This window comes from Nocardia sp. CDC153 (genome assembly GCF_035818515.1).
Classification (GTDB): domain Bacteria; phylum Actinomycetota; class Actinomycetes; order Mycobacteriales; family Mycobacteriaceae; genus Nocardia.
In genome coordinates this window covers 695,594-711,294 of sequence record NZ_JAYKYU010000003.1, presented here as the reverse complement: position 1 = coordinate 711,294, position 15,701 = coordinate 695,594, and the positions used below count along the sequence as shown (strand labels likewise).

The following is a 15,701-nucleotide window of genomic DNA, read 5'->3' as shown; positions in this document are numbered from 1 at the left end:
CCTGACGAACACTTTAGCGTGTGTCTGGCAGTCGCGCTTCCAGGAGTGGGGGATAAACGTTCCGGGGCCGGGCGCACCTGATCTTGGTGCCTCGAAAAATGCGTGCCGACCGGGGGCTATAACACCCCGGGGATGGCCCGCAGGACGCCCACCCGGGCCCCTCCGCCGAGCACCGCGGGCGCCGCCAGTTCGGCGTGCTCGTCGGTCCAGTCGATGCCCATACGCTGGAGAATGGCCAGCGTCAGGGGAAGTCGCGCGCGATCGGCGCCGTCGTCGATCTTGTAGGCGAAGGCCGAACCGTCCGGCAGCGCACCGGCGTGCACACCGTCCGCGCCGATCTTGCAGACCAGCCCCGGGGTCGCCGACATGACGCGGAAATCCGGCCCGTCAGTGCCGGAAATCACTCGCGGATGGGCCCGAATCGCGTCCGCGATGCGGCGTTCCGGGGTAGCCGGGTCGGCGGTCGCGAAGCCGGCGTAGGCGCGGGCCAGATTCACCAGCGAGACCGGGACGATGGGCAGGCCGCAGCCGTCGATGCCGAGATCGGTCTCCGGTTCGCCGGTCACGTCGGCCACGGTCTCGAGCACCGCCTGCTGCAGCGGGTGGCCGACCTCGAGGTAGCCGCGGGTGGGCCAGTCGTTGATCTTGCAGGTGGCGAGCATGGCGGCGTGCTTGCCCGAGCAGTTCATGTAGACGCGGCGGGCGGCCTTGGCGCGATCGCTGCCCGCCAGCACCTGGGCGCGGGCCTGCTCCTCGAAGGGCAGATCCGGCGGGCATTCGAGGTCGTCCTCGGCGAACCCGAAGCGGTCCAACAGCCGCTGCACCAGCTCGACATGGTCGGGTTCGCCGAAGTGGGAGGCGGTCGCGATGGCCAGTTCGGCGTCGTCGACCGGTTCGAAACCATTGCGCAGCAGGGTGAGTGCCTGCATCGGCTTGTTGGTCGAGCGCGGGAAGATCGGGCCGTGCACCGCGCCGAGTTCGACCAGCGGTTCCCCGTCGGGGCGCAGGATCACCGCCGAACCGCGATGCACGCACTCCCGGAATCCGGAGCGCACCACCTCGACGAGATCCACGCTCATGGTCGAATTCCCTTCCGCTGTCGAGGTCATCGGGCGGCCACCCCGGCCTGGCGGCGACGGTGACGGTCGATCTGCATGCGCACGTCGTCGGAAATGGTGGGCTCGGATTCCAGCAGCGCGTCCAGGCGTTCGGGGTGCGCGCCGGTGAACAGGTCGCGGACGGTGACGCCGTGCTCGGGCGTGTGCACCACGCGAACCTCGTCGCCCGCCCCGATCGTGCCCTCGGTGAGCACCCGGAAGTAGGCGCCCGTATCCGCCTGCGCGGTGAAGCGTTTCACCCACTGGGGTTCGCCGGTGCGCCACTGGAAGGTCGCGCAGGGCACGCGCGGCGCGGAGACCTCGAGCAGGGTGTCGCCGATGGCCCAGCGGGCGCCGAGCACCGCGTCACTGACGGGAAGGCCGGACAGGCGCAGGTTTTCGCCGAACCAGCCCGGTTCGAGGGCGCGGCCGAGCTCGTCGCCCCAGCGGCGGGCGTCCTCCTCGGCGTAGGCGTAGACGGCCTGGTGCACGCCGCCGTGGTGCTTGGTGTCGCACACGTGATCGCCGTCCAGGCCGAGCGCGCGGACCGGAACCCGGTGCGGGACCGGACGTTTGTCGATGGCGGTGCGGCCGACCTTGGAGGACCTGGCCGGCACCTCGAGTTCGGCGTGCACGACGCAGACGGCCAGCACCCGGCCGCGGTCGGTCGTGCTCACCGGCCGCGCAGCTTCTCGACGGCGAGCCGACCGGCCTGCGGCTCGTCATGGGCGGGCACCGAATCCGGATCGATGGATGCGGCGCACGGGCCCGCCGTGAGCTCGGTATCGACGGGGATGGTGCGTTTGATCAAAGCCAGTGCGATCGGGCCGAATTCGTAGTGGTCGATGACCGTGCCCAGCACGCCGACCGCGCGGCCGCCCGCGGTCACCGGATCACCCGGCGCGGGACGGGAATCCGCGGAACCGTCCAGGTGCAGCAGCACCAGGTGCCGGGGCGGCTTGCCCAGGTTGTGCACCCGGGCCACGGTCTCCTGGCCGCGGTAGCAGCCCTTGTTCAGGTGCACGGCACCGTGTTCGGCGGGGCCGCCGATCCAGTTCACCTCGTGCGGGATGGTGCGCTCGTCGGTGTCGAGGCCCAGTCGCGGGCGCAGCGACTCGACCCGCAGCGCCTCGAAGGCCCACATGCCCGCGGCCGCCGCGCCCGCGTCGCGCAGCGCGGTCCACCAGGTGATCAACCGGTCGCGGGGGATCACGAGGTCGAAGGAGTCGGCGGTGGGCCAGGGCATGCGGCGCAGGAAGCCGCCGCCGGGCAGCGGCACCGCGCGGTAGGTCTCGGGAAGGGCTGGGATGCCGAGTGTTTCGGTGAGGTCGGCCACACCGGGGCCCAGGAGACTCAGCACGGCATGGTCGCTGGCCTCGACCGGCTTGGCGTCGGCCCAGAAGACCATCTTCTGTAGGAAGCTCAGCAGTTCCGGTCCGCGCGCGGCTTCGGTGTCGATCCACACCGTGCCGTCGAGGTCGGTGAGCACGAAGTGATTGAGCACCCGGCCGTTGAGATCCAGGTCCAGATTCTCGGCGGACTCGCCGTCGCGCAGGTCGGCCACGGCCTGGCTGGAGATGGTGTGCAGCCAGCTCAACCGTTCTTTTCCGGTGATGGCGAGCACGAATCGGTGGGAGCGATCGACCACCGCCACTCGTGCTACCGCCGCGCGTTGCTCGCCGAAGGGATCGCCGTAATGCCACGCGACCGCGGCATCCGGAGACTCCGGCAGCCCCGCGACAGCCCCGGGAACCTGCAAGATCGGACTGGGCGCAACCGAGGAGGACACGAATCCACACTAACCCGCGGCGCGGCGCGGTCTCACACGGCGTGCGCGGCGTTGGCGGTTTCCCTACGCCCGGCGCGGGGGCACCGAGGGTCTGTCAACCCGACTTCCGCCGGTGTTCGCTCGTCGGCGGGCCATCTGTCATAGGGTCGAGGCCATGGTGGAACGGGTTCTGGTGACTCTCGACGGCGCGATCCGGGATCCGGACGCGCCGTTGCTGTATGCGGACGACATCGGTGTGCTGCGGGGCGACGGCATCTTCGAGACGGTGCTGGTGCGCGGGGGCGTGCCGTGCGCGTTGGAATTGCATCTGGCGCGACTACGGCGCTCGGCCGAGGCGCTGGATCTGCCCGCGCCGGATCTCGAGGCCTGGCGGTTCGCGGTGGAGATGGCCGCCGAGGAGTGGGGGAGCGAGCGCGAGGGCACCTTGCGCATGGTGCTCACCCGGGGCCGTGACAGCGATCACGGCTCGGATAGCAAAGGATCAGCAAACAAGAGCGGGCAGCTGGCCGGGGCCGAACCCGCCACCACCGGTTACGTTTTGGTGGTTCCGGTCCCCGAGCGCGTGAAAACCGCGCGCACCGAGGGTGTTTCGGTGATCACGCTGTCGCGGGGCATCTCCATCGATCTGGCGCAGAACGCGCCGTGGCTGCTGCTGGGCGCGAAGACGCTGTCCTACGCGACCAATATGTCGGCGCTGCGCTTCGCCCAGCGGATGGGCGCGGACGACGTGATCTTCACCAGCACCGAGCATCGGGTGCTCGAGGGTCCGCGCTCCACCGTCGTCGTGCAGCGCGACAACAAGCTCATCACCCCGCCCGCCCGAAATGGCGTGCTGCCCGGCACCACTCAGCGCGCGCTCTTCGCCCAGGCGGAGAAGGCGGGTTGGGAGTGCGAGTACGAGCCGCTGTTCGTCGCGGACCTGATCACCGCCGACGCGGTGTGGCTGCTGTCCTCGGTAACCCTGGCCGCACGGGTCAATTCGCTGGACGGGTTGCGGATGTCCGCGCCGGACAACGCGGGCGAGATCGTCGAGATGGTGAATCGCGGCATCGTCCTGCCCGGGAGTCTCGCGGACTGGTGAACCGGACCAAAGGGTCTTTCGTCTGATTCGATCCCGACTTCGCCTCGCCGCGCGGGGACCTTGGCCGTCGATTCGTCACATAGTGGCAAATTTCTGGCTCCCTGTGGCGCGGCGCATGTTGATCTGAAGACCAGTCGGCGTAGTGTCAGTTACTACGTCATGTCGTAGATCGGCAGGGAGGTCGGATGAGCGTCGTAGATCTGGCGCGCTGGCAGTTCGGAATCACCACCGTTTACCACTTCATCCTGGTGCCACTCACCATCGGCCTCGCACCGCTCGTCGCGGGCATGCAGACCGCCTGGGTGATCACCGGTAAGGAGCACTGGCTCAGGCTCACCAAGTTTTTCGGCAAGCTGTTCCTGATCAACTTCGCCCTCGGCGTCGCCACCGGCATCGTGCAGGAATTCCAATTCGGCATGGGCTGGAGCGAATACTCCCGCTTCGTCGGCGACGTGTTCGGCGCACCGCTGGCCATGGAGGCGCTGGTCGCCTTCTTCATGGAATCGACCTTCCTGGGCCTGTGGATCTTCGGCTGGACGCGACTACCGCAGAAGGTGCACCTGGCCTGCATCTGGCTGGTCGCCATCGGCGTCAACGCCTCGGCGTACTTCATCATCGCCGCCAACTCGTTCATGCAGCACCCGGTCGGCGCGGAGTACAACCCGAACACCGGCCGTGCCGAGCTGCACAGCATCTGGGCGGTGCTCACCAACAACACCACCCTCGCCGCCTTCCCGCACGTGGTGGCCGGATCCTTCCTCACCTCCGGCACTTTCGTCGCGGGCATCGCCGGCTGGTGGATGGTGCGCAACGCGCGCAAGGCCAAGGCCGAGAACAGCGAGGCCCTGCTCGAGGAGGCCCGCACCATGTGGCGGCCGATCGCGCGTCTGGGCCTGTACGTGATCCTCATCGCGGCCGTCGCGCTCGTCTTCACCGGCGACATCCAGGGCAAGCTCATGTTCAAGCAGCAGCCCATGAAGATGGCCTCGGCGGAATCGTTGTGCCACACCGAAACCGATCCGGACTTCTCCGTCCTGACCGTCGGCACCCACAACAACTGCGACAGCGTCGACCACCTCATCGAGGTGCCCTACGTGCTGCCGTGGCTGGCCACCGGCGACTTCACCGGCGTCACCCTGCAGGGCGTCAAGGACCTGCAGGTGACCTACAACGAGAAGTACGGCATCGGCGACTACCGGCCCAACCTGTTCGTCACCTACTGGTCCTTCCGCGCCATGATCACCTGGATGGCGGGCTCGATCCTGTTGGTGCTGGCCGGATTCTGGGTCACCCGCCGCGGCCGCATCCCGGACCAGACCTGGTTCTCGTGGCTGTCGCTGATCGCGATCGCCACCCCGTTCCTGGGCAACATCTCCGGCTGGATCTTCACCGAGATGGGCCGCCAGCCGTGGGTGGTGGCACCCAACCCGACCGGCGACCAGCACATCCGAATGACGGTGCAGCAGGGCGTCTCCGGGGTCTCGGCGGGCACGATCCTCACCTCGCTGATCGTGTTCACGGCGCTCTACGGTCTGCTGGCCATCGGCTGGTTCTACCTGATGCGCCGGTACGTGATCGCCGGACCGGACCAGCCCGCCGCCGAGACGGAAACCCCGAAGATGACCGGGGACTCCGTCGAGAAGCTTTCCTTCGCCTACTAGGAGCCGAGGATGAGTCTGCCTGAATTCTGGTTTCTGCTGATCGCGGTCCTGTTCACCGGCTACTTCGTGCTGGAGGGCTTCGACTTCGGCGTCGGCATGCTGCTGCCCATCATCGGACGCGGCGACGAGGTGAAGAAGCGCGTGGTGCTCAACACCATCGGGCCGGTGTGGGACGGCAACGAGGTGTGGCTGCTCACCGGCGGCGGCGCCATGTTCGCGGCCTTCCCGGAGTGGTACGCCAGCCTGTTCTCCGGGTTCTACCTGGCACTGCTGCTCATTCTGGTCGGGCTGATCGCGCGGGCGTGCGCCATCGAATGGCGCGGCAAGATCCACGACCCGCGCTGGCGCAACTGGTGCGATATCGGCATCGGGCTCGGCTCCTGGATCCCGGCACTGGCATGGGGTCTGGCCTTCGCCAATATCGTGCACGGCGTGAAGCTCAACGAGCACAAGCAGATCGAGGGCAATCTGTTCGATCTGCTCAACCCGTACGGCCTGCTCGGCGGCCTCACCACGCTGCTGCTGTTCCTGCTGCACGGAGCGGTGTTCATCGCGCTCAAGACCGGCAACGAGGTGCGCGACGACGCACAGCGGATCATCCGCCTGCTGTTCGTGCCCACCGCGGTGGTGGTGGCGGCCTTCGGCATCTGGACCCAGCTCGCCTACGGACAGGGCTGGACCTGGATTCCATTGGTGCTGGCCGTGATCGGGCTCGTGGTGGCGGGCTTCGCGGCCAGCCAGGGGCGCGACGGCTGGGCGTTCACCGGAACCGCGGTCACCATCGCGGCGGCGACCGTGCTGCTGTTCGGGTCGCTGTTCCCGGATGTGCTGCCGTCCACCATCAATGACGCGTTCAGCCTCACCGTCGATGGGCGCAACGGCACCGTGTCCGCGTCCTCCACCCACTACACGCTGGTGGTGATGAGCTGGGTCGCGGTGGCGCTGGTCCCGGTCGTGCTGGTCTACCAGGCCTGGACGTACTGGGTGTTCCGCAAGCGGCTCACCATGGAGCAGATCCCGGCTCCGATCGGGCTGCCCATGGAAACCGCCAAGAGCTGAACGGGAAGCGGGCGCACCGGAACTCCCGGTGCGCCCGTTTTCGTAGAGGAGATCGACCATGGCACGACCGGTGGACCCGCGACTGTGGCGGCACGCCCGCTCGGCGCGCAGGTATCTCGGACTCAGCGTGGGACTCTCACTGGTCACCACCGGGTGCATCGTCATCGGCGCGTTGGCGCTGGCGCGGGTCCTCGCGGGTGTCATCACCGAACCGGACCACCGCCGAATCGATTCCTGGACAGTCGAACTGGTGGTCTTCGCGCTGGCCGTGGGCTGCCGGGTGGCGGCCACCTGGTGGCAGTCCCGCCTCGCTCACCGGGCCGGGGCACAGGTCGTCGCCGAACTCGAGACGGCCGCCCTGGACGCCGGTGCGCACCTGCCACCCCGCGAATTGGAAAGCCGCCGAACCGAACTCGCCGTGGTGGTCGGCTCCGGGCTGAGCGGGCTGCGCGCCTATCTCGCGGGGTACCTGCCCGCACTGATCCTGACCGCCCTGGTCCCGCCCGTGGTGCTGGCCGTGATCGCTGTCCACGATTGGGTTTCCGGGGCGATCATCTTCGTCACTCTGCCCCTCATCCCGATCTTCATGATCCTCATCGGCCTGCTCACCCAGGGGAAGTCGGCCGATACCCTCGCGGCCACGACCCGGCTGTCGGATCAGCTTCTCGATCTCTTCGCGGGGATGCCCACCCTGCGCGCCCTGGGCCGGGAAACGGCCGGGGCAGCGGGTGATTCCTCGCGCAGCATGGCGGGCCGGGTGCGCGAACTCGGCGACGTGCTGCACCGCAGGACCATGTCGGCCCTGCGGCTGGCCTTCCTGTCATCGATGGTCCTGGAGATGCTGGCCACCCTGTGCGTGGCGCTGGTCGCCGTCTCCATCGGCATGCGCCTGGTCTTCGGCCACATGGGTCTGTACGCGGGCCTGCTGGCGCTCATCCTCGCCCCCGAGGTCTATCTGCCGCTGCGGGCCGTCGGTGAACGCTTCCACGCCGCCCAGGACGGAATGGCCGCCGCCGAACGGGCTTTCGCGATCATCGAGCCCGGCCCCGACGCGCCCGACCGGTCCGGTGTCGCTGCCGCGCCACTGCCGGTGCGCCGAAATATGCATGGCCACATAGACATTCGAAATCTCTCCGTGCGGGCGCGCGACGGATATGCCCCCGACCGGCTGTCCGCCGACATTCGGCCCGGACGCGTCACCGTACTCACCGGGCCCAATGGCTGCGGGAAATCGACCGCGCTGCAGGCCATTCTGGGCCTGCTCACCCCCGACTCCGGAACGGTGCTGGTCGACGACACGCCCGTCCCGGACCTGGACCCGGACGACTGGTGGTCCTACCTCGCCTGGCTGCCCCAGCGCCCCGTCCTCCTCCCCGGCACGCTGCGCGAGAACCTCGAATTGCTGGGCCCCCTCGCCGGGCCCGGCGAGATCGAGACCGCCTGCGCGGCCACGGGTTTCGACGCGGTCCTGGCCGACCTGCCCGACGGCTGGGGCACCCGCGTGGGCGCGGGCGGCCTGGGCCTGTCCCTCGGCCAGCGCCAGCGACTGGCCCTCACCCGCACCCTCGCCGCGCCCCGCTCCATCCTGCTCTTGGACGAACCCACCGCCCACCTCGACGACGCCAGCGAGGCCAAGGTTCTCGCCGCCCTGGTCGCCCGCGCCCGCGAGGGTGCCACCGTCGTCGTGGTGGCTCACCGGCCCAGTGTGCTGGCCATCGCCGACCACATCGTGGAGGTCCGGGCCACCGCGACCGCCGACAATGCGGCCGATGCGCCGTGCGACGTATCTCCCGGGATGACGAGTGGGCAGGATCCGGAGGAGGTGTTGGCGCGATGAGGGCGGTACTGGCCGATTTCCGTCGGATTCGGGAGTTGCTCGAGCTGTCGCGGGGGCGGATGGCGCTCTCGGTCGGGTGGGGAGTGCTGGCGCTGGGCAGTGGGCTGGGGCTGGCGGCGTTGGCGGCGTGGCTGATTGCGCGGGCGTGGCAGATGCCGCCGGTGCTGGATTTGAGCCTCGCGGTGGTGACCGTTCGCGCCCTGGGCATTTCGCGTGGGCTGTGCCGATACCTGGAACGCCTGGCCACCCACGATGTGGCGTTGCGGGCCATGAGCACAGCGCGCACCACGACCTACCGGACGTTGGCGGGGGCCGATATCTGGCGACCCCGGCGGTCGGGCTCCGGAGCGGTCGGGGCGACGGGACCGGTGGGTGTGGAAGACGAAGCCCGGCAGGGGGATCCGACTCGATTGCGGCGCGGTGAGCTGCTCGGGCGGGTCATGGGCGATATCGACGATCTCGGTGCGGTGGTGGTGCGCGCGTTCGTGCCGATCGCGGTGGCGTTGATCCTGTCACTGCTGGCCGTGGGATTGCTGGCGAGTATTTCGGCGCTCGCGGCGGTGATCCTGGCAGTGGCACTGGGCATTTCGGGCGTTATCGCGCCGTGGCTGTCGGCGTGGGCGGCACGGGAAGCCGAGCTGGCGGTCAAGGCGGACCGTATCGAGTTCACCGCAGAGGCGCTCACCGTGCTCGATCACGCGCCCGAATTGCGGGTCGCGGGCCGGCTTTCCGAGGCGATCGGCGCGGCCACCGCGGCCGGACAGCGGGCCGTGGCGGCCGAGGATCGGGCGGCGGCGCGCGGCGCGTGGGCGGCGGCGGTGCTGCCGCTGTCCATCGGGGCCAGCGTGCTCGGGGCGCTGCTGATCGGAATCGTGCTGTACGGCAGCGGGACTCCCATTCCGACCGCGGGCTTCCAGACCGTGCCGCCGGGCGGCATCACGCCGATGGCGTTCACGGTGCTGGTGCTGGTGCCGCTGTCGGCCTTCGAGGCCGTCGCGGTGCTTCCGGCGGCCGCCCAGGCCCTCACCACCGGCCGCGCCGCCCTGCACCGCCTGAACCGGCTCGAGCACGACGAATCCGAGGCTCCCGCACCGAGTTTCCCGCCACTGCCCGAGGGGCGTCGCATCGCGGTGGTCGGGCCCAGCGGCGCGGGCAAGACGACGCTGCTCATGGCATGGGCCGGACTCTTCGACGCGCCCCGTCCGGGTGTCACCTTCTTCGCCGAGGACGCGCACCTGTTCGGTACCACCGTGCTGGAAAACCTGCGCGTGGCCCGCGGCGACATTACCGTGGCGGAGGCCGAAAGCGCCCTTCGCGCAGTCGGAGCCGGGGACTGGCTGGACTCCCTGCCCGACGGCGTCGACACCGATCTGGTCGGCGGCGCGGCCGCGGTCTCGGGCGGTCAGCGCCGACGCATCCTGCTGGCCCGCGCCCTGCTGTCCCCGGCCCGCGTCCTGCTGCTGGACGAGCCGACCGAGCACCTGGAGGCCGAGGCGGGCGCGGAACTGCTGCGCCGCCTGCTGGACGAATCGAGCGGCCTGGTGGATCGGGACCGGACGGTCGTGGTCGTCACCCATCAGCTGCCCCCGGACACCAAGGCCGACACCATCGTTCGCGTCGCGCCGGGCGGCACCATCTCGATCGGTCGGTTTATTCCCGTCTGACCTGCGGTTTCGCAGTGCGAGAAAATACGTTGCCGCCTCTGACTCAACCGACTAACTTCGTCGGTACACAGGAAGGAGGTGGTTCGAGAATGATTTCTAGGACGCGTGAGGTGGCTGCCAGCTAGGCGCTACCGCTGCAATCGGATTCCGATCGCGCGAGCCCTCGCGAATCCCAGGCAGCCACCCGGCCCCCGAGTTACGGCCTGTCCGGCCGGACTTACGTGAGAATGTTGCATCCTCCGTAGGTATGACTCGGGGGCCGTACCCTTTTCACGCCCGGGTTCGTCTGCGCCGCTAACCCCGCGCCGCTGTTCCGATCGCCACGTCTTCCCCGGTCCGTGACCAGGTGGCAGGCGGTGGCCCGAACGTATCGTGCGCGTTGGCGATAACGCCCTTGGCCAGCGCCCGATTGCCGAGCGCCCCGATCACCGCGCCGAGGCCCGCGGGCAGCGTCTTGCCGAACATGAGAATCACCCGGCGCACCAGGAACCGCACGATGAACCGTTTCAGCATCGGGTTGTCGATGGAGCGCACCACGGGGAGCCGTTCGGCCACGACGTTCGCCCAGTCGCGGGCCGACTGACTGGCGCCCTTGCCCAGCAATTCCGAGCCGCTCTCGCCGAGTACGACCGCCACCACCAGAGCCCGCCGCTGTTTGGGCGACACCGACTCGAGGCCGTGCACGCTTCCGGCCGCCACCGCGTACAACGCGGACATCTCCAGGAAGAACACCGATTCGACGCCGCTGACGGCCAATCCGATCAACGTGCCGATGCCCGGCACGGCGGCGCTGAGCCCGGCGACGGTACCGCTGAGGGTGACCACGGTCAGATACCGCGCCTCCAACCCCCCGGCGATGTCCTCCGGAGTTCGGTCGGGGTGCAGTCGGCGGAGTCGGCCCACGTATTTCGAGGCCAACGGCGCTTGCACGCTGGTTCCGCCGCGCAGCACCATTTCGACGGACTTCTGCAATGCTCGCTCGAACACCACGATCCCCTTCCTCGACCTGTCCGAGACTAGGGAGAGCGGGGGCGGACAGCACGGCCCGACACGATCTTTCGACCGGTTCGTTATCGCCCGGCAACAAGATCGGCCGGGCGTTGGGCGCATTCCTCCGGGCCGCGGCGAAACCGGTTGCCGCGGCGTGAATCCGGTCTCAGCCGATGTAGCGCTGCAAGCGGGCCGAGAGCCGTGGCTCCAGTGCGCCGTCCGCCGCGATGCGCTCCTCGACGTAGCCGAGGTCGCCGCCCTCGACAATGCCGTAGAGCCGCTTCGCACCGCCCACCACGATGCCGGACTGGCTGCGGATCACCACGTCGGTGGCCAGCTCCCAGGAGGACTGGGTGAGCGCCTGGCCGTAGAACAGCTCGACAATGCCCGACGAGTGGGTGAGCAGCAGCTCCAACACCTCGTCGTCGCCGTCGATGCCGACCCGCCAGAAGCCGCTCTCGCGCAGATCCGGGCCCGCGTACTGACCCTGGGCGTCCAGCTTCCAGGAGCGCGCCTCCCAGGTCAGGTAGTCGCCGCCGTCGTGGGAGACGATGATCTGCTGACCGAAGCGGTAGTCGCCGGTCTCGGGCTCATTGCCCTCGCCCTCACCGCGCCACACGCCGACCAGCGGCAGCAGCGCGAGCATGGAGGAGCTCAGGTCCGGACCCAGCCGCAGGTTCGCGGTGTCGACGGGCAGCGGCAGATCCGGGAGCGTCGGAACGTTCAGCACCCCGGTCGATTTGGCCCGCTCGGCGGCATCGGCGACCGCCTGGTCACCGCTGCGTCGGCCCTCCTCGTGGCGAACGATCGGCGTCGTCGACGACGAACCGTTGGCCACTCCGTTTTCGATGTGCTCGTGGGCCGGATCTGTCACGACTCGGTGAACAGCCGGTAGAGGACGTACAGACCGAACCAGGCAATCAGCACGGAGCAGATGACCAGCAGAATCTCGAAGGTAAGCACCACGTCTCGGAGTCTAATCCCACCGGCGAGATCAGGTGAGAACGACCCCGGGAAAATCTCGGGCGAAGACGAGAACGGCCCAGGGATCGCCAATCCCGGGGCCGTTCTTGATATTTCGCCGCTTACTTGGCGACGGTGACGTCCACGTTGTGGATGCCCGCGCCCTCCGGCGAGACCTCGACGGTGCCGTTGCCCGACGCCGACAGCGCGCGCAGCGTCCAGGTGCCCGGCGCGGCGAAGAAGCGGAAGTCACCGGTGCCCGAGGCCACGACCTCGGCGGTGAAATCGCCATTGCCGTCCAGCAGGCGGACGAACGCGCCACCGACGGTCTGGCCGTCAGCGGTCAGGACGCGGCCGGTGATGACCGTCTCCTTCTCGACATCGACATTGGCGGGCAGGGCCTGGCCCTGGGTAGGTGCAGCACACATAGGTAATTACGCTCCCAACTCGATCGGTGCACCGACGAGGGACCCGTACTCGGTCCAGGACCCGTCGTAGTTCTTGACGTTCTGGTGGCCCAGCAGCTCCTGCAGCACGAACCAGGTGTGCGAGGAACGCTCACCGATGCGGCAGTAGGCGATGGTCTGCTTCTCGCCGTCCAGACCGGCCTCCTTGTAGATCTCCGCCAGCTCGGCGTCGCTCTTGAAGGTGCCGTCCTCGTTCGCGGCCTTGGACCACGGGACGTTGATGGCCGACGGGATGTGGCCCGGACGCTGCGACTGCTCCTGCGGCAGGTGGGCCGGGGCCAGGATCTTGCCGGAGAACTCGTCGGGGGAGCGCACGTCGACCAGGTTCTTGGTGCCGATGGCCTCGATGACCTCGTCACGGAAGGCGCGGATGGACAGATCCTGCGCCGCGGCCTTGTAGTCGGTGGCCGGGCGGACCTTGACGTCCTTGGTCAGCGGGCGGCCGTCCAGCTCCCACTTCTTGCGGCCGCCGTCGAGCAGCTTCACGTCCTGGTGGCCGTAGAGCTTGAAGTACCAGTAGGCGTAGGCCGCGAACCAGTTGTTGTTGCCGCCGTAGAGCACGACGGTGTCGTCGTTGCCGATGCCGCGCTCGGACAGGAGCGCCGAGAACTGCTCCTGGTTCACGAAGTCGCGACGGACCTGGTCCTGCAGATCCTTCTTCCAGTCCAGACGCACCGCGCCCTCGATGTGGCCGAGGTCGTAGGCCGAGGTGTCCTCGTCGACCTCGACGAGGACGACGCCCGGGGTGTTCAGGTTCTCTTCGACCCAGTCTGCGGAGACCAGGACATCGGAGCGAGCCATGTTGTTCCTTTCGATGCGGTGCCAGGGAGCGGCGGTGCGTTCGTGTGGTTGAGGGTGGTTATACGGAGGAGTCGGAGGTCGAGGCGGTCGCGGCGGTGCGGAACCGCGCGACGAGCGGATAGATCTTGCAGCCCAGGCAGATTCCGAAGGCCGCGTTCAGGAACGCCGCGAACAGCGCGAAACCGGTGAAGATCGCGCCCACCACGGTGCTGCCCGCCGCGAACCCGAGCACGCCGAGCACCGCGAAGACCAGCCCGACCAGCTGCGCGAACCGCAGCGGCGCAACGGGTTCCAGCTCGGTCGGCGCGCCGATCCGGGGCGCGACGGCGGCGGCGTAGATCCGGCCGTAGGGGCTACGGCGCGGACCGTAGGCGGCGCTCAGCCCGAACACGATGGCCTGCAGGGCCAGCAGCGCGGTGGCGGCGGGGACGGAGAACACGGCGACGATCAGGACGAGGGCCAGGACGGCGGTGGTGATCCAGGCCGCGAAGCGCGGGCCGCGGACATCGACCTGACCGTTGGGTAAGGGATTGCGATGCGGGTTCGACATGGGAGTACTCCTGTGCGGAAGGGGTATTGGCCAGAGCGCCGGAGGATCGGGGTGATCTCTCGACAGCGGGGACAAATCCGGTCGGCGACAAAGGAATACGAAAGGCCGACCGGCTAGCGGCACAGGCAGCAACAACCACCGAGCCGGCACAGGTCTACCGTGCGGCGTCGGGTGAGCATCAGCTCGCGGTTGGATTGCACGTGGGGGAGTTTACCCAATTTTCGGGGGAAATTGGACCCCGGGTCCGTAATGCTGATCACTCGGCGGAGCCCGAGACCGTTAAAGGCCCCAGTGACGTGCGCAGATCCGCGGCTTTCGGCACGCCGGAGATGCGGAAGCGTTCCAATCCTCGAGAATCCAACACGAATGTGGTGGGCAGCGAGAGCACGTTGAGCGCCCGCGCCAGCTCCGGGTTGGCGTCGATATCGACCTCGAGATCCAGCGGCGCGCGCTCGGTGTCGGCCAGTTCGGCCACCACGTTGGCGACCACCCGGCGCACCGCGGCGCACGGGCCGCACCAGTCGGCGGAGAAATGCAGCACGGTGGGTCGGCCCTCGATCACCCCGGCTGCGGTCAGCAGCGCGGACCGATTCGATTCGGCCGCCGGCGGATTCGCGGGGACCGCGGTGGATCGCACCCGGCCCTCGTTGCGGCGCACCAGGATTCCCACGACGAGCGCCGCGAGCAGGAAGGCCGCGAGGATCCCGAGCACGATCACGGTTGCAGCCGATCCAGGTCGACGGTCGTCTCGGTGGCGGTGCCCGTCACCACCAGCTGCCCGCCGCTGGCCTGCACCTTGGCGGGCGCCATTCCGAACGGCATGTTCTTGATGTCGATGGTGCGGGTGAAATGGGCCAGCACCGCGGGCCGATCCGCTTCGGGCACCACGATCCGCTGCTGACCCGGCAGTACGGAGTCGGTGTCGGCCTGCAGATCCCGGCCGGAGATCGCGGTGGCGGTGATGCGGATCTGATCGCCGTCGAGTCGCATCTCGGCCAGCACGTGCACCTTGACCGCATTCGTCTTCTTGGTGGTGTGGTCGCGGCTGTCATCCCGCGGATCGGTGACCGAGGCGGCGTCGGCGTCGGGGCCGATGGGCACGGTGCCCTGCAGGATGAGGGCGGCCGCCTTGGTCGGGGTCGCGGTGGAGGCGGCGGCGTCCGCGTCGGCGGAGATATCGGAGCTGTCGGCGTAGGGCCCGTAGACCTGCAGATCCGGAATCTGGAACACGCGTCCGAGTTCGGTCGGCTCGAAGCGGACGCGTCCGGTCACCTCGTCCACCGGCACCTTGCGCACATTGCCGTCGACGAGGTTGCGCATGCTCAGGTGGATGCCGGTCAGGTCGGCCTCGACCGAGATCTGGCCGGGAATGTCGGGGCGCATGGTCCGGGCGCGAATGTCCACGCCGAGGAAATCGCCGTCCATGGCCTGGACCACGAACGGGTGCCGCAGCGATTCGTGGAAGTTGATCGCCGGATCGGCGCTCAGGCTCGAACCGGTGCGCAGCAGCCGCGACACCCGGTACTCGGAGTAGGCGGCCACCCCGAAGTCGAGCAGCACGGCCAGCCCTGCCAGGCAGAGCAATCCGATGAGGAGCCTCCGGAAACGCATAGCCCGCAGCCTAGTCGGCGATGGTGGGGTGATCAGCGGTCGAGGTGCGACACGGGCAGGTCGCGGGCCGGTGAAAAGGAGATGAAAGACAGGTGGACCGGACCGGTTGGTAGCGACGGTGCCCCGAGATA

Annotated in this window: 15 protein-coding genes; 5 read left to right on the top strand and 10 right to left on the bottom strand. The window is 68.7% G+C overall.

What is annotated here, in order from left to right:
* Positions 1 to 116 precede the first annotated feature (116 nt).
* The 3 genes from VMT65_RS19850 to ygfZ are packed head-to-tail and all read right to left on the bottom strand — an operon-like array spanning position 117 to position 2,886.
* A complete protein-coding gene (locus VMT65_RS19850; protein WP_326310309.1) occupies positions 117 to 1,079 on the bottom strand; it encodes an asparaginase in 963 nt (320 codons plus the stop codon).
* A 26-nt stretch (positions 1,080 to 1,105) separates the two neighbouring features.
* Positions 1,106 to 1,774, bottom strand: coding sequence for an MOSC domain-containing protein (locus VMT65_RS19845; RefSeq protein ID WP_326309799.1), 669 nt, complete (start codon positions 1,772 to 1,774; stop codon positions 1,106 to 1,108).
* On the bottom strand, positions 1,771 to 2,886 hold the full coding sequence (gene ygfZ / locus VMT65_RS19840) for a CAF17-like 4Fe-4S cluster assembly/insertion protein YgfZ (protein ID WP_326309798.1): 1,116 nt from the start codon (positions 2,884 to 2,886) through the stop codon (positions 1,771 to 1,773). The genes VMT65_RS19845 and ygfZ overlap by 4 nt, the downstream gene beginning before the upstream one ends.
* Positions 2,887 to 3,040: 154 nt before the next feature.
* Here ygfZ and VMT65_RS19835 point away from each other — a divergent pair, with 154 nt between their 5' ends.
* The 5 genes from VMT65_RS19835 to VMT65_RS19815 all read left to right on the top strand — a co-directional run bounded on the left by VMT65_RS19835 (position 3,041) and on the right by VMT65_RS19815 (position 10,188).
* Positions 3,041 to 3,967, top strand: a complete 927-nt coding sequence (locus tag VMT65_RS19835) for an aminodeoxychorismate lyase (RefSeq protein WP_326309797.1) — start codon at positions 3,041 to 3,043, stop codon at positions 3,965 to 3,967.
* 185 nt (positions 3,968 to 4,152) lie between these two features.
* On the top strand, positions 4,153 to 5,628 hold the full coding sequence (locus VMT65_RS19830) for a cytochrome ubiquinol oxidase subunit I (protein WP_326309796.1): 1,476 nt from the start codon (positions 4,153 to 4,155) through the stop codon (positions 5,626 to 5,628).
* Between the two features lie 9 nt (positions 5,629 to 5,637).
* Positions 5,638 to 6,687, top strand: coding sequence for a cytochrome d ubiquinol oxidase subunit II (gene cydB, locus VMT65_RS19825; protein ID WP_326309795.1), 1,050 nt, complete (start codon positions 5,638 to 5,640; stop codon positions 6,685 to 6,687).
* A 58-nt stretch (positions 6,688 to 6,745) separates the two neighbouring features.
* Entirely contained in the window at positions 6,746 to 8,524 is a 1,779-nt protein-coding gene (cydD, locus tag VMT65_RS19820; RefSeq protein WP_326309794.1) for a thiol reductant ABC exporter subunit CydD, read from the top strand.
* Entirely contained in the window at positions 8,521 to 10,188 is a 1,668-nt protein-coding gene (locus tag VMT65_RS19815; RefSeq protein WP_326309793.1) for an ATP-binding cassette domain-containing protein, read from the top strand. Before cydD ends, VMT65_RS19815 begins: the two co-directional genes overlap by 4 nt.
* A 294-nt stretch (positions 10,189 to 10,482) precedes the next feature.
* On the opposite strand, the gene VMT65_RS19810 is transcribed toward VMT65_RS19815, so the two are convergent.
* From VMT65_RS19810 to VMT65_RS19780, 7 genes are all read right to left on the bottom strand, one after another.
* Positions 10,483 to 11,178 (bottom strand): hypothetical protein, encoded by a 696-nt coding sequence (locus VMT65_RS19810; RefSeq protein WP_326309792.1) that lies wholly within the window; start codon positions 11,176 to 11,178, stop codon positions 10,483 to 10,485.
* Positions 11,179 to 11,344: 166 nt separating this feature from the next.
* Positions 11,345 to 12,016: an FABP family protein gene (locus VMT65_RS19805; protein ID WP_326310308.1), complete on the bottom strand. Its 672-nt coding sequence runs from the start codon at positions 12,014 to 12,016 to the stop codon at positions 11,345 to 11,347.
* A 247-nt stretch (positions 12,017 to 12,263) separates the two neighbouring features.
* A complete protein-coding gene (locus tag VMT65_RS19800; RefSeq protein WP_040854871.1) occupies positions 12,264 to 12,569 on the bottom strand; it encodes a DUF1416 domain-containing protein in 306 nt (101 codons plus the stop codon).
* 6 nt (positions 12,570 to 12,575) lie between these two features.
* Entirely contained in the window at positions 12,576 to 13,409 is an 834-nt protein-coding gene (locus tag VMT65_RS19795; protein ID WP_326309791.1) for a sulfurtransferase, read from the bottom strand.
* Between the two features lie 58 nt (positions 13,410 to 13,467).
* Complete coding sequence (locus VMT65_RS19790; protein WP_326309790.1) at positions 13,468 to 13,959, bottom strand: DUF4395 domain-containing protein; 492 nt, start codon at positions 13,957 to 13,959, stop codon at positions 13,468 to 13,470.
* 256 nt (positions 13,960 to 14,215) lie between these two features.
* Positions 14,216 to 14,677, bottom strand: a complete 462-nt coding sequence (locus tag VMT65_RS19785; protein WP_326309789.1) for a thioredoxin family protein — start codon at positions 14,675 to 14,677, stop codon at positions 14,216 to 14,218.
* Positions 14,674 to 15,570: an LmeA family phospholipid-binding protein gene (locus VMT65_RS19780; protein WP_326309788.1), complete on the bottom strand. Its 897-nt coding sequence runs from the start codon at positions 15,568 to 15,570 to the stop codon at positions 14,674 to 14,676. Before VMT65_RS19780 ends, VMT65_RS19785 begins: the two co-directional genes overlap by 4 nt.
* Positions 15,571 to 15,701: the final 131 nt, after the last annotated feature.